The 25,647-nt window shown below is 46.0% G+C and carries 18 protein-coding genes and 1 rRNA gene; 16 read left to right on the top strand and 3 right to left on the bottom strand.

Annotated elements, in window-relative coordinates; all coding sequences use genetic code 11:
- The first annotated feature begins 55 nt into the window (after positions 1 to 55).
- The gene (locus ACYVIY_RS14145; protein ID WP_460977011.1) at positions 56 to 1,960 is read left to right on the top strand and encodes a beta-N-acetylhexosaminidase; all 1,905 of its coding nucleotides are present in this window, start codon (positions 56 to 58) and stop codon (positions 1,958 to 1,960) included.
- A gap of 7 nt (positions 1,961 to 1,967) precedes the next feature.
- Here the strand turns inward: ACYVIY_RS14145 and recF are convergent, their stop codons facing one another.
- Complete coding sequence (gene recF, locus ACYVIY_RS14140; protein ID WP_460977010.1) at positions 1,968 to 3,089, bottom strand: DNA replication/repair protein RecF; 1,122 nt, start codon at positions 3,087 to 3,089, stop codon at positions 1,968 to 1,970.
- A 207-nt stretch (positions 3,090 to 3,296) separates the two neighbouring features.
- Here recF and pdhA point away from each other — a divergent pair, with 207 nt between their 5' ends.
- From pdhA to ACYVIY_RS14100, 8 genes are all read left to right on the top strand, one after another.
- Positions 3,297 to 4,340, top strand: a complete 1,044-nt coding sequence (gene pdhA, locus ACYVIY_RS14135; RefSeq protein ID WP_460977009.1) for a pyruvate dehydrogenase (acetyl-transferring) E1 component subunit alpha — start codon at positions 3,297 to 3,299, stop codon at positions 4,338 to 4,340.
- 151 nt (positions 4,341 to 4,491) lie between these two features.
- A complete protein-coding gene (locus ACYVIY_RS14130; protein WP_460977008.1) occupies positions 4,492 to 5,430 on the top strand; it encodes a ring-cleaving dioxygenase in 939 nt (312 codons plus the stop codon).
- A 73-nt stretch (positions 5,431 to 5,503) separates the two neighbouring features.
- Positions 5,504 to 6,136, top strand: coding sequence for an alpha/beta hydrolase (locus tag ACYVIY_RS14125; RefSeq protein ID WP_460977007.1), 633 nt, complete (start codon positions 5,504 to 5,506; stop codon positions 6,134 to 6,136).
- Between the two features lie 51 nt (positions 6,137 to 6,187).
- Positions 6,188 to 6,484, top strand: coding sequence for a muconolactone Delta-isomerase family protein (locus ACYVIY_RS14120; protein ID WP_460977006.1), 297 nt, complete (start codon positions 6,188 to 6,190; stop codon positions 6,482 to 6,484).
- Positions 6,485 to 6,572: 88 nt separating this feature from the next.
- Positions 6,573 to 7,061: a guanyl-specific ribonuclease gene (locus ACYVIY_RS14115; protein ID WP_460977005.1), complete on the top strand. Its 489-nt coding sequence runs from the start codon at positions 6,573 to 6,575 to the stop codon at positions 7,059 to 7,061.
- Positions 7,058 to 7,504, top strand: coding sequence for a barstar family protein (locus ACYVIY_RS14110; RefSeq protein ID WP_460977004.1), 447 nt, complete (start codon positions 7,058 to 7,060; stop codon positions 7,502 to 7,504). The genes ACYVIY_RS14115 and ACYVIY_RS14110 overlap by 4 nt, the downstream gene beginning before the upstream one ends.
- A gap of 95 nt (positions 7,505 to 7,599) precedes the next feature.
- Positions 7,600 to 10,953, top strand: coding sequence for a transcription-repair coupling factor (mfd, locus tag ACYVIY_RS14105; protein ID WP_460977003.1), 3,354 nt, complete (start codon positions 7,600 to 7,602; stop codon positions 10,951 to 10,953).
- Between the two features lie 123 nt (positions 10,954 to 11,076).
- Positions 11,077 to 12,339 (top strand): SUMF1/EgtB/PvdO family nonheme iron enzyme, encoded by a 1,263-nt coding sequence (locus ACYVIY_RS14100; RefSeq protein WP_460977002.1) that lies wholly within the window; start codon positions 11,077 to 11,079, stop codon positions 12,337 to 12,339.
- Positions 12,340 to 12,395: 56 nt separating this feature from the next.
- Here ACYVIY_RS14100 and ACYVIY_RS14095 read toward each other — a convergent pair whose 3' ends face one another.
- Positions 12,396 to 13,106: a ComF family protein gene (locus ACYVIY_RS14095; protein ID WP_460977001.1), complete on the bottom strand. Its 711-nt coding sequence runs from the start codon at positions 13,104 to 13,106 to the stop codon at positions 12,396 to 12,398.
- A 60-nt stretch (positions 13,107 to 13,166) separates the two neighbouring features.
- On the opposite strand from ACYVIY_RS14095, the gene ACYVIY_RS14090 reads away from it, so the two are divergent.
- From ACYVIY_RS14090 to ACYVIY_RS14070, 5 genes are all read left to right on the top strand, one after another.
- Entirely contained in the window at positions 13,167 to 13,511 is a 345-nt protein-coding gene (locus tag ACYVIY_RS14090) for a hypothetical protein (RefSeq protein ID WP_460977000.1), read from the top strand.
- Between the two features lie 19 nt (positions 13,512 to 13,530).
- Positions 13,531 to 16,836 carry a DUF4175 family protein gene (locus ACYVIY_RS14085; protein WP_460976999.1) on the top strand — a complete coding sequence of 1,102 codons (3,306 nt, stop codon included), beginning with the start codon at positions 13,531 to 13,533 and terminating at the stop codon, positions 16,834 to 16,836.
- A gap of 143 nt (positions 16,837 to 16,979) precedes the next feature.
- The gene (gene mnmG / locus ACYVIY_RS14080) at positions 16,980 to 18,839 is read left to right on the top strand and encodes a tRNA uridine-5-carboxymethylaminomethyl(34) synthesis enzyme MnmG (RefSeq protein WP_460976998.1); all 1,860 of its coding nucleotides are present in this window, start codon (positions 16,980 to 16,982) and stop codon (positions 18,837 to 18,839) included.
- A 73-nt stretch (positions 18,840 to 18,912) separates the two neighbouring features.
- Complete coding sequence (locus tag ACYVIY_RS14075) at positions 18,913 to 19,794, top strand: class I SAM-dependent methyltransferase (protein WP_460976997.1); 882 nt, start codon at positions 18,913 to 18,915, stop codon at positions 19,792 to 19,794.
- Positions 19,795 to 20,326: 532 nt separating this feature from the next.
- Positions 20,327 to 22,093: a tetratricopeptide repeat protein gene (locus ACYVIY_RS14070; RefSeq protein WP_460976996.1), complete on the top strand. Its 1,767-nt coding sequence runs from the start codon at positions 20,327 to 20,329 to the stop codon at positions 22,091 to 22,093.
- Positions 22,094 to 22,146: 53 nt separating this feature from the next.
- On the opposite strand, the gene thrC is transcribed toward ACYVIY_RS14070, so the two are convergent.
- Positions 22,147 to 23,457, bottom strand: a complete 1,311-nt coding sequence (gene thrC, locus ACYVIY_RS14065) for a threonine synthase (protein WP_460976995.1) — start codon at positions 23,455 to 23,457, stop codon at positions 22,147 to 22,149.
- Between the two features lie 140 nt (positions 23,458 to 23,597).
- Between thrC and pruA the strand changes: the two genes are divergently transcribed.
- On the top strand, positions 23,598 to 25,229 hold the full coding sequence (gene pruA, locus ACYVIY_RS14060) for an L-glutamate gamma-semialdehyde dehydrogenase (protein ID WP_460976994.1): 1,632 nt from the start codon (positions 23,598 to 23,600) through the stop codon (positions 25,227 to 25,229).
- A 334-nt stretch (positions 25,230 to 25,563) separates the two neighbouring features.
- Positions 25,564 to 25,647, top strand: a 16S ribosomal RNA gene (locus ACYVIY_RS14055); the annotation flags it as partial.

Raw genomic sequence — 25,647 nt, 5'->3', positions numbered from 1 at the left:
AAACATCTTCTGTTGTTAGCTGACAAATAATCCAATTCTTTTCTGGTTTATACCCATGCAGAAACTGTTTTTTTTCGTTTTGAGCCTGACTATCTCTGTAGCTAGCGCTCAAAATCAGCCGATTCATTTAATTCCCCAACCCGTTGACGTACGTCCTGGAACGGGTACGTTTGCCTTGACAAAAGCATCGGCTATCGTTTATGATGATCCAGCCATACGATCCGTTGCGGAAGGACTTGCCGAAAAGTTAAATACCTCGACAGGGTTTGCGTTTAAAACTAGGCAAGGCAAGTTAACCGCTGCAAGTGGCATTCAATTGAGCTTAAATAAGCTGCCAAATACGCAGCTAGGTAAAGAAGGGTACACGCTCGTAGTATCTCCGAAAGCGGTCATGATCTCGGCGAATCAACCCGGAGGGCTGTACTACGGTGTACAGACACTGCTGCAACTGTTACCAACCGAGATAGAAAGCAAAACGGTGGTGCAGAGAAGCTGGTCGGCTCCCGTTGTGCAGATTACCGATTACCCTCGTTTCGGCTGGCGAGGAATCATGCTCGACGTCAGTCGGCATTTCTTTCCCAAAGAAGATGTCAAACGCTACATCGACGAGCTGGCGCGGATGAAGTACAACACTTTCCACTGGCACCTGACTGACGACAATGGCTGGCGGATTGAAATTAAATCGTTGCCCAGACTTACTTCCGTAGGCGCCTGGCGCGTACCACGTACTGGTAAGTTTGGCCGATTGGATGCGCCTAAACCCGGCGAACCTGCCACCGATGGCGGTTTTTATACGCAGGAAGATATTAAAGAAGTGATTCGCTACGCTCAGGAACGTAACGTAACGATTGTACCAGAGATTGATGTGCCGGGGCACAGTATGGCCGCCATTGCCGCTTACCCCGAATTATCCTGCTCGAAAGACACCAGCACGAAGGTCAATCCAGGCTCAAACTTCTCGGAATGGTACCCGAATGGTACGTTCAAAATGTTTATCGACAATACGTTGAATCCGTCGGATGAGAAGGTGTATGCGTTTCTGGATAAGGTTTTCACGGAAGTAGCGGCCTTGTTTCCCAATCAGTACATCCACGTTGGCGGTGATGAGTGTTACAAAGGTTTCTGGGAGAAAGACCCTGGCTGCCAGGCCCTGATGCAGAAGATGAACATGAAGCATGTAGAAGAACTGCAAGGTTATTTCATGAAGCGGGTTGAGCAGATCCTGAAAACTAAAGGAAAAAAGCTGCTCGGCTGGGATGAAATTCTGGAGGGCGGCATTGCTCCAGAAGCAACGGTGATGAGCTGGCGCGGCATGAAGGGCGGTATTGAAGCGGCTAAAATGGGTCACGACGTAGTGATGACGCCAACAAACTACGTATACATCGACTACATGCAGAGTGACCCTACGCTCGAACCGCCCATTTACAGTACACTACGTCTGAAAACCTGTTACAACTTCGAGCCCGTACCCGACAGCGTCGATGCGAAATACATACTCGGTGGTCAGGCCAATTTATGGACGGAAGCCGTAACAACGCTGCCCTATGCGGAATACATGACTTACCCGCGTAGCTGGGCGCTTGCGGACGTGTACTGGTCGCCCAAAAGCAGACGAAACTGGGAAGGGTTTATTCCCCGCATGGAAACGCAGTTTGTTCGGGCCGACCTGGCGGGGGTGAATTACGCCCGTAGTGCGTATGATCCAATCGTCAGAACGTTGACCACAAAAGAGGGCGATCTTACGGCGATCCTGGAAACCGAAATTCCTGATTTGGATATCTTTTACTCGATCGATGATACGGTACCAGGTCGGTACTCGACTAAATACACCCAGCCTATCAAGATTCCCGAAGGGCCGATTACCTTACGTGTCATAACGTACCGAAATGGAAAACCCATTGGCCGGATGATAACGTTAAGTCGTGATCAGCTCAAGTTGAGAGCAAAACCTGTTCAGTAAGACTAATCTACCGCTGAGCGTTTATCTCAAAAAACCGAACGTCCGCTTTGACCTGCCTGAGCAATTCCCGGGTACGTTCGGGGCGGGCGTCGGTAACAAAAAGCTGCCCGAAAGCTCCTTCGTCCATCAGCCGGATCAGTTTACCGATGCGCTGGTCGTCCAGCTTGTCGAAAATATCATCCAGCAGCAGAATCGGCTTGATCCCTTTTTTGGCTTCGAGGTGGTTAAACTGGGCTAGTTTTAAGGCAATCACAAAGGTTTTCTGCTGCCCCTGCGAACCGAACTTTTTTAAGGCCACATCGCCAATCATGAATCCGTAATCGTCTTTGTGCACCCCCATTGTTGTGCGCTGTAATACGGTATCACGTCGGCGAAAGTGTCGGAACTCCTCCACGAAATCAGGATCGCTTACTTCCGATTCATAAACGATATTAACCTCTTCCCGTTCGTCGCTCAGATAGGCATAATGCGCCCGAAAACTGGGTAAAAACTCCTTAACGAACTGATCACGACGGTCGTGAATTCGTTGACCGATTTCCAACAGCGGAACATCATAGGTATCGAGCATGTCGTTATCAACCTGATTGCGCTCCGCAAACAGCTTAAGCAGGCTATTCCGCTGCTTCAACACCTGCTGATACATCAAATAATCGCGCAGATAATCCGGATCGAGCTGCGACAATACGCCATCGAAAAAGTGACGACGATCTTCGCTGTGTTCTCGTACAAGATCCGTATCGTTGGGCGCAACCAACACGACCGGAAAGCGGCCAATATGCTCACTGACACGTTCGTACGGTTTCTTATCGGCCATTAACACCTTACGCTGTCCTCGCTGCAAACTGATGGTAATTTGCACAGGCCGTTCGTGCAATTGTCCCTCGGAACCCGTAGCTATCGTTTCCTCAAATATGCCGTCGAGAATAAAATAATCGGCATCGTGCAAAATGCTGAGCGCATCCTGACTTTGGAACGCACTTTTGCTGAGCGCCAGAAAATAGACGGCATCTAACAGATTCGTTTTCCCGCTCCCGTTAGGCCCAACAATTATGTTCACCTGCCGCCCAAACAGGTAACGGCCGTCTTCATAGTTCTTAAAATTGGTCAGGCTCAGCTTTTCAAGGTGCATACGTATGGCCCATAACGCGAGATTGCGTAATTTCGCAGCTGTCTTTGCAGCCAGTTAGTCATTGAGCAGCCTGGTGAACTAACTGTCAGCCACTAATCAGCTTGATGACAAACTAACATTGGCAACAAAGATAAAGCCGGTTTGTTAGGTTAATGAACCTCGCAGACGGTCAACACAGCGATTGCTGATTTATCGAACTCACTCCTCATGGCAAGCGTCAAAGAGAAAACTAAGCAAAACGGCATGACTCCGCAACCTACAAAAACACAGCATCCGAAGGAGCGGTATATGTATTGGTATGAGTCCATGCAGTTGCAACGGAAGTTTGAAGAAAAAGCCGGGCAGCTTTACGGGCAACAAAAAATTCGGGGCTTTTGCCATCTGTATATTGGTCAGGAAGCTGGCTCGTCTGGATCTTATTCGGCTTTAACAAAGGATGATAAGTGGATAACCGCTTATCGTGACCACGGTATCCCACTTGCCCTTGGCTCTGACCCAAAAGCGGTTATGGCTGAGTTGTTTGCAAAGCAAACGGGTTCTTCGAAAGGTAAAGGCGGATCGATGCACATCTTTGATAAGTCGGTCAACTTTATGGGTGGCCACGGTATCGTTGGTGCTCAGATTCCAATGGGTGCCGGTATTGCCTTTGCCGAAAAGTACAACAAGACCGGTAACCTCTGCATCTGTTTCTTCGGCGACGGAGCCGTTCGGCAAGGTGCGCTGCACGAAGCGTTCAACATGGCCATGCTCTGGAAACTGCCCGTTATTTTCGTAGTCGAGAACAACGGATATGCTATGGGAACGTCGGTGGCGCGTACGTCGAACGTAACAGAATTATACACCATCGGTGAGTCGTACGATATGCCTTCGGAGCCGGTTGATGCCATGGACGTAGAAGCCGTTCACGAAGCCGTAAGCCGCGCAGCCGAACGTGCCCGCGCTGGCGAAGGCCCAACGTATCTGGAATTCCGGACGTATCGTTACCGGGGCCACTCGATGTCGGACCCGCAGAAGTACCGTAGTAAAGACGAAGTTGAGCAGTATAAGCAGCGTGACCCTATCGAATTGGTTAAAGCTCGGATCCTTGAGCAGGGAATCGCTACGGAAGAGGAGTTGACGGCTATTGATCAAAAGATCAAGGGCATTGTCGATGAATCGGTTAAGTTTGCTGAAGAGTCGCCATATCCATCTGCCGACGAAGCGTACAAAGATGTTTATATGCAGGCTGATTATCCTTTCCTAAAAGAATAATTTTTGCCAATAACTGTGTGCAAAAGTCCGGAGTTCATACTTCGGACTTTTTTTATGGAACAATATTTATAGTTTTGATGTATATACATTAAATGTAATAACATTATTAAAAGAAACTAAACATTTTCAACCAGTTCATAATTTCAACCCTATGGAAACGCTCATCAATGGTCTGCACCACGTCACCACAATCGCTGGCGACACCCAACGTAATATTGATTATTACACCGACATTTTAGGACTTCGACTGGTTAAGAAAACCGTCAATTTCGATGCGCCGGATGTGTATCATCTATACTACGGCGATGAGACGGGTTCTCCGGGATCGATCCTGACGTTCTTCCCCTATGGCGACATTCCACGTGGTCGGAAAGGGATAGGTCAGTTAACCTACACAGCCTTTTCTGTCCCAACGGCTTCCCTGAGCTTCTGGATGGATCGGCTGCACGCACGTAACATTCCATACGCAGGCCCATACAAACGGTTTTCGGAAACGTACCTTCGTTTTGAAGACTTCGATGGTATGGGGATTGAGCTTGTTTTCAACGATGAAGATCAACGTGCTGGCTGGAGTAATGGTCAAATTCCGTTAGAATACGCGGTACGTGGTTTTCACACGGTGACGTTAAACGAATCGAATCCTGATCGAACGGTTAAGCTGCTGACCGAACTTATGCAGCACACCTTGGTAGGGGAGGAGGAAGGCCGTTTTCGGTTTAAAGCTGGAAATGGTGGCCCCGGCAATTACGTAGACGTGCTTCATTCGCCGAACGATGTACGTTCACTGCAGGGAGCCGGGTCTGTTCACCACGTAGCTTTCTCAACGGATACGGACGAAACTCAGCTCCTCATTCAGCATCAACTGATTGAGGCTGGGTATCATGTTACGCCCGTGCAGGACCGGAATTACTTTCATAGCATCTACTTTCGCGAGCCAGGCGGCATTCTGTTTGAAGTAGCTACGAACCCGCCGGGCTTTGCTGTCGATGAACCGGTTGCCGAGTTGGGTACCGGCTTGAAATTGCCACCGCAGTATGAGTCTCGTCGTGCTACGTTAGAGAAAGAACTACCTGAAATTATTGTTCGGTAAGCATTACGTATCCGGTAGCGTTTCTCCTAAATGCTACCGGATACGTAGCGATAACTAATCACTGGTACAGCTCATGATTCATAACCCTAACAATATAGTCACCGCCGGAAAACCATTTGAAGAAGCCCATAAGGTGATGGTGATGGTACACGGTCGTGGTAGCTCGGCGCGGGACATCTTATCGCTATCCGAGTACATTGACTCTGATGATTTTGCCTTCGTTGCTCCACAAGCGACGAACAATACGTGGTATCCGCACTCGTTTTTGCGACCCACGGAGGAAAACGAACCGTATTTATCCTCTGCGTTGCAGGTGCTGGTTGGGCTCCGGGCGCGATTACAATCCGATTTCAACGTTAAGCCGTCGCAAATTTACTGGTTGGGTTTTTCGCAGGGCGCTTGCCTGCTGCTGGAGTTTATTGCACGTAATGCCATGGAATACGGCGGTGTCTTTGGGCTAAGTGGTGGTCTCATAGGCCCTGAAGGTACGCCCCGTCGCTATGAGGGCTCATTCGATAAAACGCCCATATTCCTGGGTTGCAGCGATGTTGATTCGCACGTTCCCAAAGAACGCGTTCTGGAAACGGAAGCTGTTTTTCAACGTATGGGCGCGGATGTAACGACTAAACTGTACCCAAATTTTCAGCATACCATCAACGAAGATGAGCTAAAGATTGTTAACTTGCTAATAGCCGGTGCAGCGTAGTGCGGGCAAATAACCTGGACTGCAACCGGCTCACGCTGAACAATACTGCTTATGAGCCAATACATGGTAGAATTTGATCTTCCGGTCGTAATGGACGAAGGTTTTGCGAACCGCATCCCTGCTCAACGGCTTAAGGTGGAAGAATTAATGGAAAAAGGGTCTCTGCTATCGTATTCGTTGTCAATCGATCGTCAGAAATTGTGGTGTATTTTCAAGGCTGATTCAGAGCTGGAAGTAATGGAATCTATCTCCGAATTTCCGCTCATTAAATACATGACGCCCATGATTACCGAGCTGATGTTCCACAACATGGTTGCAGCTCGAATCCCGCTCTTTTCGTTGAATTAATAGCATTGAAGCCCTCCATTAGCGAGGGCTTTTTTGTAGGCGGGCAGTTTTTGTTCAATTTTGGCTTGTTATCAAACGAAGCCCTACCATGTATTTTTTTCGCTGTTTCTGGCGGATCGCGCTGTTATCGCTGTATTTCCTATCTGGCGTTAGCTGCCGCACCGATCAACACGATCAATCAACTCAAACGACTTATCAGCAGGACCAGTCCGAGCGTCAGTCACGTAAGCATCATAAACATAAGCGTAACAAGGTTGATCAGACGTCAACACGGTCGACTTATAAAGCAGATGATACGTCGGTCGATAACGTACCAGCTAAAGTAAAGCAGGTCCTTGATTACATTCGGAAGAACAGGCGGGCACCTGATGGTTACGTTGGCGGACGAACATTTGGTAACTTTGAAAACCACTTACCCAAACTTGATGCCTCTGGCCAGCGGATACGGTATCAGGAATGGGATGTTAACCCAAAAATCAGAGGTCAAAACCGAGGGGCCGAACGCTTAATTACGGGTTCCGATAACCGGGCTTATTACACCCGCGACCATTACAATTCATTCGTAGAAATCAAATGACACCCAACATACTCATCAGTCAGTCAGAAAGTGAGTTAGAGAAACACTTCTCCGATTCCTTCATTGCTCACATCGACGGCAAGAAAACCCTTACCCTTCGACAGTTTTACGAAGAAATCGCTGATCTGCTCGAAATTCCAGACTTCGGCTTTAATCTGGATGCGCTGAATGATGCTTTGAACGACCTGCAATGGCTTGAAGACGAACAGATTGTTATTTATTTCACGAACACCAATAACTTGATTAGCAAAGAGCGCGATCCGGCCAAGATGGGTAGCGTCCTGAACATTCTGGACGCTACCGCTGAAGACTGGAAGTGGGTTGACGATGAAGATGATCTGGCCGATAAAAAAGAAATTGTGATCGTTTTTGAGGACAGTCCCCGCATCAAAAAGCTGCTCGATCAGGAAAATATCGATTATGCGCTGATGTCTGAGCTGTAGCGCAACAAATTTCCTCGCCTTGCTGTTACTTATTATGCCGTTGGAATGTACTTCCAGCGGCTTTTCGTGTTTGATCATTACAAACTGAACATCGCTTGAAACCGGAAGAATTGCTCGGCTTATACGCCGACGATAGTTATACAAAACTGCTGGCCGAGCCGTTTAGCCGTAAACCGTCTGGTGAACCACAGCGCCTTCAGATAAAGGGGTTAGCCGGAAGCCTTGACGCCGTATTTGCATCGGCCATTTATAAGTCAGTTAGCGGCAATCACCTGTACATTTTAACCGATCGTGACGAAGCCGCTTATTTTTTCAACGACCTACAGAACTTGCTGGGTCGTGAAGTGCTGCTTTTTCCGATGTCGTACAAAAAGCCGTATCAGTACGAAGAAGTAGAAAATGCGAACGTATTGATGCGCGCTGAAGTGCTGAATAAGCTCAATCCGGCCCCGAAAGGTGGGTTGCTGATGGTAACGTATCCTGAAGCGTTGTCGGAGAAAGTTATTAACAAACGCTCGTTGCAGGAGAACACGCTGACGATTCGGGTAGGGGAGAAGGTGGATACAAATTTCGTATCTGAACTTCTTCAGAATTACGAGTTCGAAAAAACGGATTTCGTTTACGAAGCTGGTCAGTTCTCGGTACGTGGGGGGATTATTGACGTGTTTTCGTTTGCCAGCGAGTTCCCTTATCGGATTGATCTGTTTGGCGATGAAGTGGAGAGCATTCGAAAATTCAATCCCGAATCGCAGTTATCAACCGATCCCGTTGATTTCATTAATATTATCCCAAATATTCAAACCAAGCTTATTGAAGAAACTCGGGAGCCTTTTTTTGACTTTCTACCCGCCGATACAACCGTCTGGGCTAAGGATGTAGAGTTTACGCTAGAGATCATTGAAAAGTGCTATGAGAAAGCCGAGCAGAGTTTTACTTCCGTGTTGGCAAGCAGTGGAGGTATTCAGGTCGTATCTGACCCGGGTGAACTTTTTGAAACACGCCGGACATTTCTGAACGAGCTAAAAGGCTTTCGCACGGTAGAGTTTGGCCGTAAGTTTTATTTCAAAACGGAAGGCCGCCAACAATACAGTTCTAAGCCTCAGCCTTCGTTCAATAAAGATTTTAAGCGCTTAGTCGATACATTGGCTGAGAACCAGTCAAAGGGTTATACCAACATTATCGCGGCTGAATCCTTCAAGCAGCTCGATCGCTTACGCACGATCTTCGAGGAGCTCGATCCATTTGTGAAATTCCAGCCCATGAACATCGGGTTGCGGGAAGGTTACATCGACGATGCCCTAAAAATTGCCTGCTTTACCGATCACCAAATTTTCGACAGGTATTATAAATACCGGGTTCAGGACAAGTTTTCGAAGTCGAAAGCGCTTACGCTACGTGAGCTCAAGACGCTTCAGCCAGGCGACTACGTAACACACGTCGACCACGGCATTGGACGATTTGCCGGCTTGGAAAAGGTTGATCACGCTGGTAACGAACAGGAAGCTATTCGCCTGATCTATCGCGATAATGACATTCTGCTGGTTAGTATTCACAGCCTGCATAAAATCGCGAAGTACAGCGGCAGGGAGGGCGGTCCGCCGACCATGAGTAAGCTCGGCTCGCAGGAATGGGAGCAGAAGAAGTCTAAAATCCGCAAGCAGGTTAAAGACATCGCCCGTGAGTTGATCGCGCTATACGCAAAGCGCCGGTCAGCACCCGGCTATGCCTACAGCCGCGATAGCTTCTTACAGGCGGAACTTGAATCTTCATTCTTATACGAGGACACGCCAGATCAGGCTAAGGCCACCAACGACGTTAAAGACGATATGGAACGCCCACACCCCATGGACCGGCTGGTTTGTGGCGACGTTGGCTTTGGTAAGACGGAGATTGCCATCCGGGCTGCGTTTAAAGCAGTGACAGATAATAAGCAGGTGGCTGTACTTGTACCGACAACCATTCTAGCCATGCAGCATTATAAGACATTTATGGACCGCATGGCAGACTTTCCGGTCAAGATTGAATACATCAATCGGTTTCGGAGTACAGCTCAGATAAAAGAGATTCTGAAGGGTGTCACTTCCGGCGAAATTGGTATTCTGATTGGTACGCACCGGATTGTCAACAAAGACATTAAATTCAAAGATTTGGGTCTGTTGATCATCGATGAAGAGCAGAAGTTTGGTGTAAAGACGAAGGACCGCTTAAAAGAAATGCGCGTTGAAGTGGACGTATTGACGCTCACCGCCACACCAATTCCGCGGACGCTGCATTTCTCACTAATGGGTGCTCGTGACCTCTCTGTCATTGCTACACCTCCGCCCAACCGTCAGCCCGTTACAACGGAGGTACATCCGTTCAACGAAGCAACCGTACGTGATGCAGTAAGCTACGAGATTCGGCGTGGAGGGCAGGTGTTCTTTGTCCACAACCGGGTGAATGACATTGAGTCCATTGGTAACCTTATTATGCGCCTGGTACCTGAGGCACGTATTGGCGTAGCACACGGGCAAATGGAAGGCGACAAGCTCGAACGCGTTATGACCCGGTTTATTGAAGGGGAATACGACGTACTGGTTTCAACGAACATCATCGAATCAGGACTCGATATTCCAAATGCGAACACTATTATTATTAACAATGCGCATTATTTCGGCTTGTCAGATTTACACCAGATGCGTGGTCGCGTCGGAAGATCGAATCGGAAAGCATTCTGTTACCTCCTAACACCCCCGCCCTCTGTCTTAACGGCTGATGCCCGGAAACGGCTTCAAACGCTGGAAGACTTCTCTGACTTAGGCGAAGGCTTTAAAATCGCAATGCGTGACCTCGATATTCGGGGAGCTGGTAACTTGCTGGGAGCAGAGCAAAGCGGTTTTGTAAATGATCTGGGCTTCGAAATGTACCATAAAGTGTTAGATGAAGCCGTTCAGGAGTTACGCGAAACTGAGTTCAAAGACTTGTTTGAGAGCACACCCGGCAGTTTAAAAGTGGCCCTTCCTGACACAGTTATTGAAACCGATTTGCAGGTTGTCATCCCGGAGCGTTACGTATCAAATATCTCGGAGCGATTAGCGTTGTATACCCGCTTGGACAGTATTCAAAACAACGAAGAACTTCAGGCGTTTCGTCAGGAGGTGCTCGATCGCTTTGGTCCTATGCCTGAAGAGGTAGAAAACCTGATCAAAATGGTAACCGTTCGTTGGAAAGCCGAACGATTATACCTTGAAAAACTGACGCTTAAGAATAATATCCTGAAAGGATACTTCGTTTCTAACGGGAATGATGACTTCTTCAAGTCTGACCAATTTGGCAAGGTAATTGACTATATCAAGCGAAACCCAACCAAGTGCTCGTTGAAGGAATCGAAAGGTCGGCCTATTTTCACCCATGCTAACGTAGAATCAGTTGAACAGCTGGATGAAATACTTGGCGCGATGACAAGTTAAGAGACGAGGAACGTAATGGTTTCGGAGAAATGAATACCCGTTCTTTTTCCATAAAACTCTTACGGCTGATGTCTTGAATCTATTATATTAAGTTTGCACTTACGTTTTACACAAAATAGAGCAATGATTCACAAGTATCACCTCAAGCGAGCGGCTTATGTGCTGCTGGCAACGGCAGCCCTGGCATCCTGTAAGTCCAAGCACCCGACCAGCGTGCAGCCAGGAAAGAAGAGTACGGCGACGGGGATTGCTTATAACCAGAAAGACGGTTTCCAGGTCAAGAAGTTTGCCGGCCAGAAGGCAGGACCGAACCTCGTTTTCATTGAAGGGGGCCGGTTTACAATGGGTGCTCTTGAAGAGGACGTAATGAACACGCGTGATAACCGCGAACGTACCGTTTCGATCCAGTCTTTCTACATGGATGAAACGGAGATTGCCAATGTTCACTATCTCGAATACTTAAGCGCCATTACGCGCGACTCCTCGGAAGAAGTGGTCAAGGCAGCTCTCCCAGATACTACTGTTTGGGCAAATCCGCTTTCGTTTAACGACTCGTACGTAACACAATATCTTCGCTATCCTGCTTTCCGGTATTATCCGGTGGTTGGCGTATCGTGGGTACAGGCGAGTGACTATGCCGTTTGGCGGTCAAATGCCGTCAACAACGAACTGGCCAAGGGTGGCGGTGAAAAGAAAAAAGGCGGTGGTTTTTCGCTGAAACGGAAATCCAAGAAAGCTGAAGATCCTGCTTTAGCTGAGGCAACAGCGTCTACGGCTCCGGCTAAGCCCAGTCTTGAGAGCGGTATGATTCTGCCAGACTACCGGCTTCCAACCGAAGCCGAGTGGGAATATGCGGCTAAAGCGCTTATCGGTACGCAGTACATGGATGAAAACCAGATCAACCAGCGGATTTATCCGTGGGATGGCTCATCGGTACGTAACCCGAAGAAAGGCCGTAAGCAAGGCCAAATGCTTGCGAACTTCAAACGCGGTCGTGGTGACTATGCCGGTATCGCTGGCCGCTCGAATGATGGCGCCATTATTACCGCAGAGATCTATGCATATCCCGCCAACGACTTTGGTCTATATAATATGGCTGGTAACGTAAACGAATGGGTGTATGACGTATATCGTCCACTGTCTTATCAAGATGTAAACGACCTAAACCCTATTCGCCGGAACGGGTATCTGGATGATGCCAAGAACTATGACACGAAGAACAGGCAGTCGTTAATTGACGACAGACTTCGGGTCTACAAAGGCGGTTCCTGGAACGACGTAGCGTACTGGTTATCGCCGGGTACACGCCGATTCCTTGATCAGGATTCAGCTACGGCTATGATCGGTTTCCGTTGCGCTATGATCGGTGTTGGCCGGAATAAGTAATAGAGCTTCCGAAATACGTTTGAAAAGCCACTCAGCAATGGGTGGCTTTTTTGTTGTCAGTGCTTTGTGGCAGCAATCGTCAATACGCCTACGGATCGGCAACCGGCTCTTAGTAGCTCAATCGCACAAGCTTCAATGGTCGCCCCGGTTGTGAGCACATCGTCGACCAACACTACGTTCTTGCCTTTCACTTCATTTTGATCGGCTACAGCAAATACAGTTTTTACGTTTTCCCAGCGTTCTATTCGATTCTTTCGGGTTTGGGATGCGTTGAATTTTAAACGTAGCAGTACGTCTGTACGCATTGGAATTTCTAACGCTTCAGAAAGCCCCTGAGCGATCCAATCGGCCTGGTTATAGCCTCGTTGCTGTAAGCGGGTTTTGTGCAACGGTACGCCAATTATTACGTCTATGTCTTTAGTAAGCTGGCTTTCTGTTTTCAGCTGGTGACCGTACCACGAAGCTATCTCTTTAACGGCTTCCTTCTGGCCTCTGTATTTAACCTGATGAACGATTTTTTGCACTACACCTCCCTTCGAAAAATGAAGATAGGAAGCTATAAAACGCACCGGCACTTTTCCGGCAAGCTTATTGAGTAGATTTTGGTCATAAGGCTCCCGATGCTGCCCTGTTTCAGGAAGGTTAATTCGACAAGTTGTGCATAAGATTTTTTCGTTTGACCGAAGCGATTGACGGCATCCAAGACATAAAGTAGGGTAGAGAAGATCGACAAAATCGTTTACAATGGCGTGGATAAACCGAAACATGGGTAGCGTTCGTTTAATAAGAGAAAACGTTGTAATTTAGAGAATAATCGATCTAACATCGTGAACGAAAAGCCTATAGATGAGTTATGGGAAGACCTGCTCGACCAGCTTGAAGCGTTGGTCGGTAAGCGACCCGCCGACCTCAACGCTGTCCTGTTTCTTATTGGTGTACAAGAATTGGGGAAAGGTCCTAGACGCTACTCTAAAGAAGCGAAACAGGATCTTATGCACATTGCCGTTTGCCGCGTATTAAGTCAATCTGGTTACTACGCTTTTGAGGGATACGATCAGGAGGGATGGCCACAGTGGTCAATTCAAAAACCGATTCCTCATGCCGATTTACTAGGCCAGGAGAATTTCCTTAAAGAACACGTTATTCAGTATTTCCAGTCGGTATTGATTTAATCGCTCAACCTGAATTTCTATGAAGCCGTCGGACGCATACACAGTATTACTTCAACGTATTGAAGAGTATAAAAAACGTTATTTTCAGAATCAGCTCGTAAAAGGTACTCTCTTCTTTGTAGGTCTCCTCGGAACTGGTTATTTGTTTGTCAATACAGCGGAGTTTATTGGGCGATTCAGCTCGGTAGGCCGGGCTGCTTTGTTTTTTGGCTTCTTACTTACAGCCTTGGCTGGCTTATACTTATTCATCGTCAAACCGCTGATGAGTTTGTACGGGCTTAACAAACCTTTGTCCAATGATGAAGCAGCTCGGCAGATTGGTACGTACTTCCCGGAGGTAGGGGATAAGCTGTTGAACACTCTTCAGCTGCAACGAATATCATCTGACCAAAGCGATCTACTCCAGGCCAGCTTAAATCAACGCTCCGAGCAGTTATTGATTAATCGGTTCGCCAATGCTATCCAGATTAGTCGGAACCGTCAGTTTTTGAAATATGCGATTCCTCCGTTAGCGTTGATTCTGGCAATCCTGATTATCAATCCAGCATTTTTCACAAGCTCGTCGACGCGACTGGTCAACTATAACCAGGAATTTGTGGAGGAAGCCCCCTTTCAGTTTGTTGTTCAGAACAAATCGTTGAAAGCGTTCCGTAATGAAGATTTCCCTTTGTCCGTGAAACTTGTTGGGAATGCGTTGCCACAAACGGTATACGTGGTCGCTAATGGCACGCGGTTCAAGCTTGATCAATCGGGTGACCAATTCAATTATACGTTCGATAATCTTCAACGTAGTCTGGATTTTCACCTCGAAGCTGCGGGTTATAATTCTCCCGAGTACAAAGTGTCTTTGCTGGATCGTCCCGCTGTCTTGTCATTCAATGTCCGACTCGATTATCCGGCTTATCTGAACAAACCCACGGAGCAGCTTTCTAACGTCGGTAACCTTCTGATTCCACAGGGTACTGTTGTGCATTGGGAATTTGCGGCTGATCATACCGATTCACTAAAGTTACGGTTCAATACAGATCCGAAGCCTCTGTTAGCGCAACTGATCGATGCCAATACGTTCTCGGTGAACCGTCGATTGATGCAAAACGCTACGTATACGGTGTCATTAAAGAATAGCCAGGTTGCAGCTCCCTCATCGATTCAATATAATGTACAGGTAATTCCAGACCGTTATCCACAGATTTCAGTGGATCGAATTCAAGATACGGTTACTTATAATTACATTGCCTTATCTGGCTTACTATCAGACGATTACGGATTCTCAAAACTTCGGTTGAATTTTAAGATTACTCGCAATGGTAAATCCTCTCCGTTGTACTCGAAAGATATTCCAGTAAGCCGGTCGACTACCTCACAGAACTTTGTCTATAACTGGAGCCTGGACAGTTTGAAGCTTGGCCAGGAAGATCGACTGGAATACTTTGTACAGGTGTGGGATAACGACGGGGTAAACGGTCCTAAATCGAGTCGGTCGAATCAATTGAATTTTGTAATTCCCACGAACGCCGAAATCCAGAAACAGGTCGATCAGTCTGCCGAAAAAACGGAGCAACAAATAGACAACGCGCTAAACAAAACTCAGGCGATTAAGAAAGAGTTGAACACTATGGAAGACCGGATGCGTACGAAGAAGACATCCGACTTCCAAGACAAGAAGCAGCTTCAGGATATTTTGCAGAAGCGAGAGGATCTGATGAAAGAGATTCAAAAGCTTCAGGAGCAATTCCAGAAAACGAACGATACGCAGCAACGTTTTGCAGAGAAGAACAAATCGCTTCAGGATAAGATGGAGCAACTTCAAAAGCTTTTCAACGAATTGTTGGACCCAGAGTCCAAACAATTATATGAACAGTTGAAGCAACTTTTGGAGCGTAAGCAGGATGAGAAAGCTTCTGAAATGCTTGATCGCCTGAGCCGCAAAGAACGTAATATGGAACGTGATTTGGACCGTGCGCTGAAGTTATTCAAGCAGATGCAGTTGGAGCAGAAGGTTAATAACGTTGCTGAAAACCTAGAGAAGCAGGCAGAACAACTAGATAAGCAAGCGGAAGAAAGCGCTAAGAAAAACGAGACAACTAACGAGCAACAAAAGCAGCAGGAGAAGTCTCAGGAGGATTTTAAGAGTACTGAGGAGCAGCTGAAAGAGATTGAAAAGGAAGCTGAAAAAGATGACCTCAACAAGCCGGAATCTTCTGAAGAAGAGCAGAAGGAAATTGAGAAGCAGATGGAGGAGGCTATGAAACAGATGAAGCAGAACCAGGGTAAAAAAGCGGCTTCATCGCAGAGCAAGGCAGCCAAGTCAATGCGGGCTATGAGCAAATCCATGAAAGAATCTATGCAATCTGCCGAGATGCAGGAAATGCAGGAGAACATGGATGACCTCCGTAACATTCTTGAGAATCTGATTACGTTATCGTTCGGCCAGGAGCGGGTCATGAAAGATTTCCGCGGTATGAGCTTGCAAGACCCTCGTGTTACCAAGCTTTCTCAAGAGCAGCTTAAATTACAGGATGACGCGAAAATCATTGAAGATAGTTTGAATGCGTTAGCAAGCCGGGTTGTGCAGATTCAATCGTTTGTGACCAGAGAGCTAACAAATATGAAGTTTTACATGGACGAAAGCGTTCAGCAATTGCGTGATCGTCGTCTTAGCATGGCTGCTTCTAAACAACAATTCGCGATGACGTCAATCAATAACTTAGCGCTTATGCTAAGCGACGTACTGAAGAACATGCAGCAACAGATGAATGCAATGGCTATGCCTGGTAAAGGTCAACAAGGCAAGAAAGGCCAAAAGCTGGGTGAGGGGATGGGTGAAATGCAAAAGCAGCTTAATGCCCGTATGAAAGAGTTACAGAAGGGCGGTAAGTCGGGGAGGGGATTATCTGAAGAACTTTCTCAAATGGCTGCTGAGCAAGCTATGATCAGGAATATGCTTAAGAAGCTCGAGGAGAATGCAAAGGGGACTGAAGCTGGCAAACAGCAGGAAAAGCAAGTTAAAGAACTGATGGAAAAAATGGATGAAACCGAAACAGACTTGGTGAATAAGCGGGTTAATCCAAATACGATCAATCGTCAAAACGAAATCTTGACAAGGTTGTTGGAATCTGAAAAAGCTTTAAAGCAGCAAGAGGAAGATCCAAAGCGGGAAGCAGAAGCGGCTAAATCAACTAAGCGCAGTTCACCATCCTTTTTCGATTCGACTAATTTTTCGAACAAAGTAAAACAAGTTGAAGTGCTTAGATCAGTTAGTCCGAATTATAACCTGTTTTACAAAAAGGAAGCGAATCAGTATTTGCAACGTTTAGGTAAATAGGGTTTGTCACATATTTAACCGCAGTCCTTGGCACAAAGGACTGCGGTTTTTTGTTTGCCTTTTGTCAACTATATCTTTTCAACAAGTTTTGTCAACTTTGTGAAAAGTTTCCACGTGAAACATTTTTCTAAAACAGAAAAGGAATGCATTCAAATTATGACGTCATAGTTGTGGGCGCAGGACACGCAGGATGCGAAGCTGCAAGTGCAGCTGCAACCATGGGTTCGAAGGTTTTGCTAATCACAATGAATATGCAGACTATCGCTCAGATGTCTTGCAACCCGGCTATGGGTGGCGTTGCAAAAGGGCAGATCGTACGCGAGGTAGATGCATTAGGCGGCATGTCAGGTATAATTAGCGATAAGAGTATGATTCAATTTCGTATGCTAAATCGCTCTAAAGGTCCTGCCATGTGGAGCCCACGTTGTCAAAGCGACCGTAATTTGTTTGCGTGGGAATGGAGAAAAACTCTGGAAGAAAACCGCAACATTGACTTTTGGCAGGACAGCGTAACTGAAGTAGCCGTGAAGGATAATCGAGTACAAGGTGTCAAAACAAGTCTCGGAATCACATTCTTTGCCAAAGCCGTTGTATTAACAAATGGTACGTTCCTGAATGGACGAATGTTTATCGGCGAAAAAGTATTTGGCGGAGGACGAACGGCGGAACGGGCGGCAACCGGTCTGACAGAACAACTCGTTGGCTTGGGCTTTGAGTCAGGCCGAATGAAAACAGGTACGCCACCAAGAGTGGATGGTCGTAGCTTAAATTACGACCTGATGGAAGAACAACTTGGCGACGAAAAACCGGGTAGATTCTCGTACACCGATACACCCGCGCTTACCAAACAACGGAGCTGCTGGATCACGTATACAAATCAATCTGTACACGATGAATTAAAGACAGGGTTTGAAAAATCGCCTATGTTCACCGGCCGAATCAAAGGTCTTGGCCCCAGATATTGTCCATCAATAGAAGATAAGATTAATCGATTTGCCGACAAGGATCGCCATCAAATCTTCGTAGAGCCTGAAGGTTGGGATACCGTGGAAGTCTATGTAAATGGATTTTCAACGTCTTTACCCGAGGCAGTGCAGTACGATGCACTACGTAAAATTCCAGGATTCGAAAACGTAAGGATGTTCCGTCCAGGATATGCTGTGGAATACGATTTCTTTCCACCGACTCAATTAAAGCCAACGCTGGAGACGCAATTGGTGTCGAATCTGTTTTTCGCGGGTCAAATAAATGGCACAACCGGCTATGAAGAGGCAGCCTGTCAAGGCCTGATGGCTGGAATAAACGCCCACCGAAATGTTCAGGAAGAAGCTGAATTTACGGTCAAACGTTCCGAAGGATACATAGGCGTTTTAATAGATGATCTGATCACGAAAGGGACAGAAGAGCCGTATCGAATGTTCACATCAAGAGCCGAGTATCGGACATTGTTACGTCAGGATAACGCCGATTTAAGGTTAACTGAAAAGGGATACGCCATAGGGCTTGCTTCGCAGGAGCGATACACGGCAATGGTTAATAAGCGTGAAGGCTTAGCTCAGTTAACGAACAATATTAAGTCGGCGAAGCTTAAGCCGGATGAAATTAATACCTGGTTAGCAACTAAAAACAGCGCTCAACTACGGGAAAAAAGCAGCCTTTACACCTTGTTAAAACGACCTGAAATTGAACAGGACGACGTAAAAGAACTGCTCTCGATGGTTCCCGAAATAGGGGAGACCGAAGACGAGATAGTAGAACAAGCTGTGATCGAAATTAAATACGAGGATTATTTGAACCGTGAAAAGATCAACGCTGAAAAGCTGGATAAGTGGGAGAACTTGTCCATTAATCCCGGATTCGATTATGACCGGTTAAAAGCTCTATCGTACGAAGGAAAAGAAAAACTAAAACGTCTTCGCCCAGCCACCATTGGACAGGCATCACGTATCAGTGGAGTTAGTCCTTCAGACGTTTCTATATTATTGGTCTACATGGGCCGTTAATTACCTCATCTCAATCAGCCCTTAAGTCGTACGATTTAAGGGCTTTTTCTGTAACTATAGCGAATCAACTACTTTGGAAACCGTAACGCAATGCCCCGTTTGTAGCAGCACACAGTTTAAAAACTTTCTCATCTGTAAAGATTATCTGGTTAGTCAGCAGGATTTCGTGATACAAGAGTGCCAGCAATGTAGCTTCCGGTTAACCAACCCAAGACCAGATTCTGCGTCGATCGGTACGTATTATGAATCCGACCAATACATTTCTCACAACGATTCAGGCAACGGGCTAATTAGTACAGCCTATCGCACTGTCCGTAATTACACATTATGTTCAAAGCTCAACCTCATCACTACGCTTAACAAAGGAAAAGGAAGCATCCTGGACGTGGGTTGCGGAACGGGTGCTTTTCTTGAAACCTGTAAGAATGGAGGTTGGCAAATAATGGGTATGGAACCAGACTCCGATGCCAGAGAGAAAGCAATCGATAAACTTCAGATTCCAGTTCAGGCTAGCTTGGAAGATATTGGCGATACGCAGAGCTATGATATTATTTCGTTGTGGCACGTACTGGAACATATAGCGGACCTCGAGAAAGCTATAGTAAAGCTGCATTCGCTGCTCTCTAAAAACGGTACGTTATTGATCGCGGTTCCGAACTCTGCATCGTATGATGCCATGCACTTTCAACAATACTGGGCCGCTTATGATGTGCCCCGGCATCTGTATCATTTTACACCATCGACGATTCAGCCTTTATTTAACAAATATGGATTTAAGCTGGTGGATAAAAAGCCAATGCTGTTCGATGCATTCTATATAGCCATGCTAAGTACCCAATATCAAACTGGCAAAACAGATTATGTAAAGAGTGTACAAGTCGGAGTACAGTCAAACCTGAAAGCTGGGCGAAGCGGCCAGTACTCTAGTATTACGTATCTCTTTAGAAAGGCATAATAGTTGTACAACATATAGGTACCCAAGTTTATTTGCACTCGCCGTCTAAAGGTCTATTCAAAATTAAAAAAGTTAAATTTTTATGTAGATAAGTATGTGAATAACTTAAACTTGACTGTGGACATCATGTATACATCTTGTTTAGAACTTGTGGATCAAAAGAGGAGTAATCCACAATAAGCATTACGAGGTCCATTATTGTGGAAAAACGTCAACATGTCAACGGTCAACTCCACACAATTTCCCCAACTCAATTCGTGCATAAAACTTATTCACTAATCCACAATAAATCAACACACAAATTGTGGATAAAATGTTATTTACTTTAAAGTGAATATGTTACAAGTGGATAAGTGATAAGCGGTAGGTGGATAAAGCCGCATTAATATCCACATAGTAAGAAGGTAAGCGTGGACAACTTATTTATACACATTTCCACACAGCTAATGGTTATAATAACGTTTCTTTAAAAATAGATTTATATAAAATGTTAATAAGGCTAAAGTGTATTGTCTTGGTATTGTGCTTAGCCATGGGTAGCCAGGTTAGAGGGCAAGTCGGCGCAGCTACGTTAGCTGATGAGTATTATAAGGCGGGCGAATTTGAGAAGGCCGCTAATGAGTACAGCAAGTTGCTCAAGTCCGAAGTGACCTGGGGCCGGCTGTCAAAATATGTGTATAGCTTACAGCGGGTGAACAAGTCGGATGATGCAATTAAGTTTTTGAAAAAGCAGCAGCGAAGCGATGACCTCAATCGGCCATACTACGAACTGTTAACTGGACAGCTTGCCGCTCAGCAAGGTGACACCATTCAATCGAAGGCGCAGTACACGGCAGCTCTACAATCCAGTAAATCATCAACCGCTAAGCTCGAGAAGCTCGCATCAGCCTTCAACGAAGCCGGAGAAGCCCGCTGGGCCATCCGCGCACTTGAAATGGCCCGAGAGGCCGGAAAGGATCCTGCGGCTTACAGTGAGGATTTAATGACGCTCTACCGGTCGACCGGACAAACCGAAAAAGCAATTGATGAAATTATACTAACTGGTAAGCAAGGCGACAAGAAAGAAGCTGTACTTGCCGCCTTGCAGGGATACATCAACACAAAAGACGAACCGCTGGTAGAGAAAGCGCTCTACAGCAAAATACAGCAGGAGCCAAACGAACTAGCCTATAATGAACTGCTGATTTGGTATTTCGTCCAAAAGCAAAAATTCAGCCGGGCGCTGCTTCAGGAAAAGGCTACTGACAAACGCCTAAAGCTAAATGGCGGACGTGTATACGATCTGGGCATGTTGGCTCTGAATAACAAAGAGTACAAAACCGCAGCCGAATCGTTTGAATATATAACCACCACGTATCCACAGGGACAACTGTATCCGTTTGCGCGTCGACTGGTTATAAATGCCCGTGAGGAGCAAGTGAAGAATACGTACCCCGTTGATAAACTCGAAATCCGAAAGCTTATCGGCGATTATCAGCGCATGCTTCAGGAGATAGGTACGAACAGCAAAACGCTCGAAGCACTACGTAGTACCGCTAACCTGTATGGCAACTATTTAGATAGCAAAGACACCGCGCTTACTGTCTTGGATTTAGCAATTGACTTAGGAAAGACTGATAAAAACTTTGTCGACCGGTGCAAGCTGGACAAAGGCGATATTTTCCTGCTAAAAGGCGAACCGTGGGAATCGACCCTATTGTATTCGCAGGTCGAAAAGTCGCAGAAAGAAGAATTGTTGGGGTATGAAGCAAAGTTGAAAAATGCGAAGCTTCATTACTACAAAGGAGATTTTGCGGTGTCAAAGGATATACTGGATGTCCTGAAACTGGCTACGTCGCGTGAAATTGCGAATGATGCAGAACAGCTAAGTCTGCTGATCATCGACAACACTGGCATGGATAGTACCGAAGCAGCCATGCGGGAATACGCTGCTATCGACTTATTGCTATTTCAAAACAAAACCGACGAAGCTGTGGATAAGTTGAACCAGATGTGGACAAAGTATGCTGAGCACAGTTTGGCGGATGAGGTTCTCTGGTTACGAGCGAATACGTACCTAAAGCAGGGGAAAAATGCCGAAGCGCTTGAGGACTTGAAGAAAATTGTGGCGACTTATCCCACCGATATTCTGGGTGATGACGCTTTGTTTACACAAGGCAAAGTGTTCGAAGAACGGTTGAAGGACAAATCAGCTGCCATGGAGTCCTACCAGAAAGTGCTTACCCAGTATCCCGGAAGCATATACGGAGCGGAGGCCAGAAAACGATTCAGGGCGCTGCGAGGAGATACAGTGAACTAACAAAAACGGCTAAGAACATCTATTCTTAGCCGTTTTTTTTGATCAGGTAGTTCTTATAAAACCGTCTGTAATAACGATTCCTTGAATGCGTAATACTCAGCGGGAATGCGAATGCTCTGTTTAGGACGATCCGCAAGGATAGCGAGTCGATCGGGTACTTCAACCGGTTGACCAAGTACTTCTTCCACCAGCGGCTTAAACTTTGACGGGTGGGCAGTAGCAAGAGCAACTCCTGTGAAAGATTGAGTACGTTGCTGTTGATACGCCTGGAGTCCCATAAGTCCAATAGCGGTGTGAGGGCATGCTACGTACCCATATTGCTCAAACAGCTGCTTCATGCCAGCCCGAGTTTGATCATCGTCGAAAAAGTAGCCCGAAACGTTATCAACAATTTTTTCATAGCTATCCCCATACAAATGAGCTAGGCGAACAAAATTGCTGGGACTACCCACATCCATCGCATTCGAAATCGTTGCTACTGAATCCTTCGGTGTATAAAGTCCGCTCTTAAGAAATGTTGGTACAACATCATTCAAGTTGGTAGCAGCTATAAAATGCTCAACAGGTAAGCCCATTTTTTGCACCATTACCCCAGCGCTTAAGTTGCCAAAGTTTCCACTTGGGGTACAGAACACTACGGGTTTTCCATGATGACGTACTTGGCCGTAACCCCGCACGTAATAAAAACCCTGAGGAATTAGCCGAAAGATGTTGATTGAATTAGCGGAGGACAACGATAAGCTCTCGTTCAGCTCGCTATCAACAAACGCCTGTTTTACAATAGCCTGACAGTCATCAAAAGAACCATCTACTTCAAACGCCTGAATATTGCCACCCAACGTGGTGAGCTGCTTTTCCTGCAAATCACTAACCCGTCCGCTAGGGTATAAGATACTTACCCGTACGCCAGGAACATTGTGAAAACCCATCGCAACGGCTCCACCCGTATCGCCGGATGTAGCTACTAAAATGTTGATCTCTTTATCGTTACGTTTGGAAAAGTAGGACATTAAAGCCGCCATATATCGAGCCCCAACGTCTTTAAAGGCAAGGGAGGGCCCATGAAATAGCTCCAATACGTTGGTTACACCAGGCTTCAATTCAACTACAGGCGTATCAAACGGCAGAGCACGATGAGTCAACTCTTCTAAATCAGCCTTATTGATTTCTGCTTTGAATAGAGACTGACTAATAGCAAAACCGATGTCAGCTAAAGAAAGACCTGCAATATCTTCAAAGAACGTAGCGCCTAACTGGGGCAAAGGTGTGGGCATATATAAGCCTTTGTCAGCTGGCATACTGTGAAAAAGAGCTTCCTCAATCGTAACCGTTGTCTGCGGACTGTTCGTGCTATAAAAACGCATAGAGATAGTCAGTGTAAAATCACAAAGTACGCTAAATCAGTCCAATGAACGTAGATAAGTGAAACGAAATGTGGAAAACTTATGTGTAATAGTGGATAAGTAAAGCAAACCGTAAATTTGCAAAAACTAAGCACTTCATTATGTCTTTTGGAATATTCAACGTACCGACTCCGGTTAATGAACCCGTAAAAGAGTACCGTCCTGGCTCACAGGAACGCGAAGCACTTAAACAAGCAATCAACGATTTCAGATCACAGGAGATCGACATTCCCATGTACATAGGCGATCAGAAAGTTTATACTGATCGTAAATTAAGAGTAGCGCCACCTCATGACCATCAGCATACCTTGGGTTATTTTAGCGAAGGTGATGCACAGCATGTAGAACAAGCCATTGAAGCAGCCTTAGCTGCGAAAGAACAATGGGCTGCTCTATCGTGGGAGCACAGAGCTGGCATATTCCTGAAAGCGGCCGAACTGATAGCTGGACCTTACCGCGCCCGCATCAATGCAGCTACAATGCTTGGCCAATCAAAAAATGCGTATCAAGCCGAAATTGATTCAGCCTGCGAACTAATTGATTTTTTACGATTCAATGTACAGTACGCAACTGAAATTTATCGGCAACAACCCAATTCATCCCCGGGCGTTTGGAATCGTTTGGAATATCGGCCGCTCGAAGGGTTTGTATTTGCTCTGACGCCGTTCAATTTCACAGCAATTGCCGGTAATCTTCCGACATCAGCGGCCTTAATGGGAAATACGGTAGTTTGGAAACCAGCTTATACGCAGGTGCTGTCAGCAAACGTAATAATGGAGGTATTACGGGAGGCAGGCCTACCTGATGGAGTGATCAACCTAATATATGTTGACGGACCAGAAGCTGGGAAGGTAATTTTCAACCACCCAGATTTTGCGGGTATTCATTTTACAGGAAGCACGGGTGTGTTTCAAACAATCTGGAAAGAGATTGGCGTAAACATAGGCAAATACAAGTCGTACCCACGTATCGTCGGCGAAACAGGTGGAAAAGACTTTGTGTTAGTACACGAATCAGCGAATGTGAATGAAGTCGCAACAGCTTTGATACGGGGTGCCTTCGAATACCAAGGCCAAAAATGCTCAGCTGCCTCCAGGGCTTATATTCCTTCTTCGCTTTGGGAGGCTATTGAAGTTAAGTTGAAAGAGTATGCAGCCCAGATCAAAATAGGAGGTGTTGAGGATTTCTCAAACTTCGTAAACGCTGTAATCGACGAACGCTCATTCAAAAAAATTACGGCTTACATAGATGAGGCAAAGCAAAGCGACCAGGTCAAAATAGTAACAGGAGGAGGTTCCGATGGCAAAAAAGGCTTTTTCATTGAACCAACAATCCTTCAAGTTAATGATCCAGCATACCGCACGATGTGCGAAGAAATATTTGGACCCGTTTTGTCTATATACGTGTACAACCCAAATGAATTCGACAGTATCATTCAAACTGTGAACAGTACGTCGCCTTACGCACTCACGGGATCCATATTTGCCGCAGATCGGTACGTCATAAACGAAGTTGCCAAAGCACTGGAAAACGCAGCCGGCAACTTTTATATCAATGATAAACCTACTGGAGCAGTGGTTGGTCAACAACCGTTTGGAGGTGCCAGAGCATCTGGGACAAATGATAAAGCAGGTTCCTTGCTAAATCTATTACGTTGGGTATCAGCAAGAACGATTAAAGAAACGTTTGTAGCTCCGCAAGATTTTAAGTATCCATTTATGCAAGCAGAATAAATTTTGAAAAATAATCGGACAACACTTGCATACATTAAAATAGACTCATACCTTTGCACTCCCAAACACGATAAGGGACGTCGAAAAGAAAGACATAGTGCTAATTTTCAACGGGTTATATAAAAAGTTGATAAAATAAAGTTTGAAATTTTCTTCAACTTTTTCTTGACAGGAAGTGAAAAACGGAGTACCTTTGCACTCCCAAACATATAAGACCAACAACGGTTGGTCTCAATCTCGAAAGAGATCCAGTTCTTTGACATATTGACATCAATAAGCTAGTACAAAAGGCTAATGACAACGTGATGAGATTTATCTTATCACACTAATATTTACGATGGAGAGTTTGATCCTGGCTCAGGATGAACGCTAGCGGCAGGCCTAATACATGCAAGTCGAACGGGCAGCAATGCCAGTG

The organism is Spirosoma knui (assembly GCF_054780635.1).
This window is presented reverse-complemented; position numbering and strand designations above follow the sequence as displayed.

Coding starts and splice junctions, on each gene's coding strand:
- ACYVIY_RS14145 (WP_460977011.1), top strand. CDS start 56: ATGCAGAAACTGTTTTTTTTCGTTTTGAGCCTGACTATCTCTGTAGCT.
- recF (WP_460977010.1), bottom strand. CDS start 3,089: ATGCACCTTGAAAAGCTGAGCCTGACCAATTTTAAGAACTATGAAGAC.
- pdhA (WP_460977009.1), top strand. CDS start 3,297: ATGGCAAGCGTCAAAGAGAAAACTAAGCAAAACGGCATGACTCCGCAA.
- ACYVIY_RS14130 (WP_460977008.1), top strand. CDS start 4,492: ATGGAAACGCTCATCAATGGTCTGCACCACGTCACCACAATCGCTGGC.
- ACYVIY_RS14125 (WP_460977007.1), top strand. CDS start 5,504: ATGATTCATAACCCTAACAATATAGTCACCGCCGGAAAACCATTTGAA.
- ACYVIY_RS14120 (WP_460977006.1), top strand. CDS start 6,188: ATGAGCCAATACATGGTAGAATTTGATCTTCCGGTCGTAATGGACGAA.
- ACYVIY_RS14115 (WP_460977005.1), top strand. CDS start 6,573: ATGTATTTTTTTCGCTGTTTCTGGCGGATCGCGCTGTTATCGCTGTAT.
- ACYVIY_RS14110 (WP_460977004.1), top strand. CDS start 7,058: ATGACACCCAACATACTCATCAGTCAGTCAGAAAGTGAGTTAGAGAAA.
- ACYVIY_RS14100 (WP_460977002.1), top strand. CDS start 11,077: ATGATTCACAAGTATCACCTCAAGCGAGCGGCTTATGTGCTGCTGGCA.
- ACYVIY_RS14095 (WP_460977001.1), bottom strand. CDS start 13,106: ATGTTTCGGTTTATCCACGCCATTGTAAACGATTTTGTCGATCTTCTC.
- ACYVIY_RS14085 (WP_460976999.1), top strand. CDS start 13,531: ATGAAGCCGTCGGACGCATACACAGTATTACTTCAACGTATTGAAGAG.
- mnmG (WP_460976998.1), top strand. CDS start 16,980: ATGCATTCAAATTATGACGTCATAGTTGTGGGCGCAGGACACGCAGGA.
- ACYVIY_RS14070 (WP_460976996.1), top strand. CDS start 20,327: ATGGGTAGCCAGGTTAGAGGGCAAGTCGGCGCAGCTACGTTAGCTGAT.
- thrC (WP_460976995.1), bottom strand. CDS start 23,457: ATGCGTTTTTATAGCACGAACAGTCCGCAGACAACGGTTACGATTGAG.
- pruA (WP_460976994.1), top strand. CDS start 23,598: ATGTCTTTTGGAATATTCAACGTACCGACTCCGGTTAATGAACCCGTA.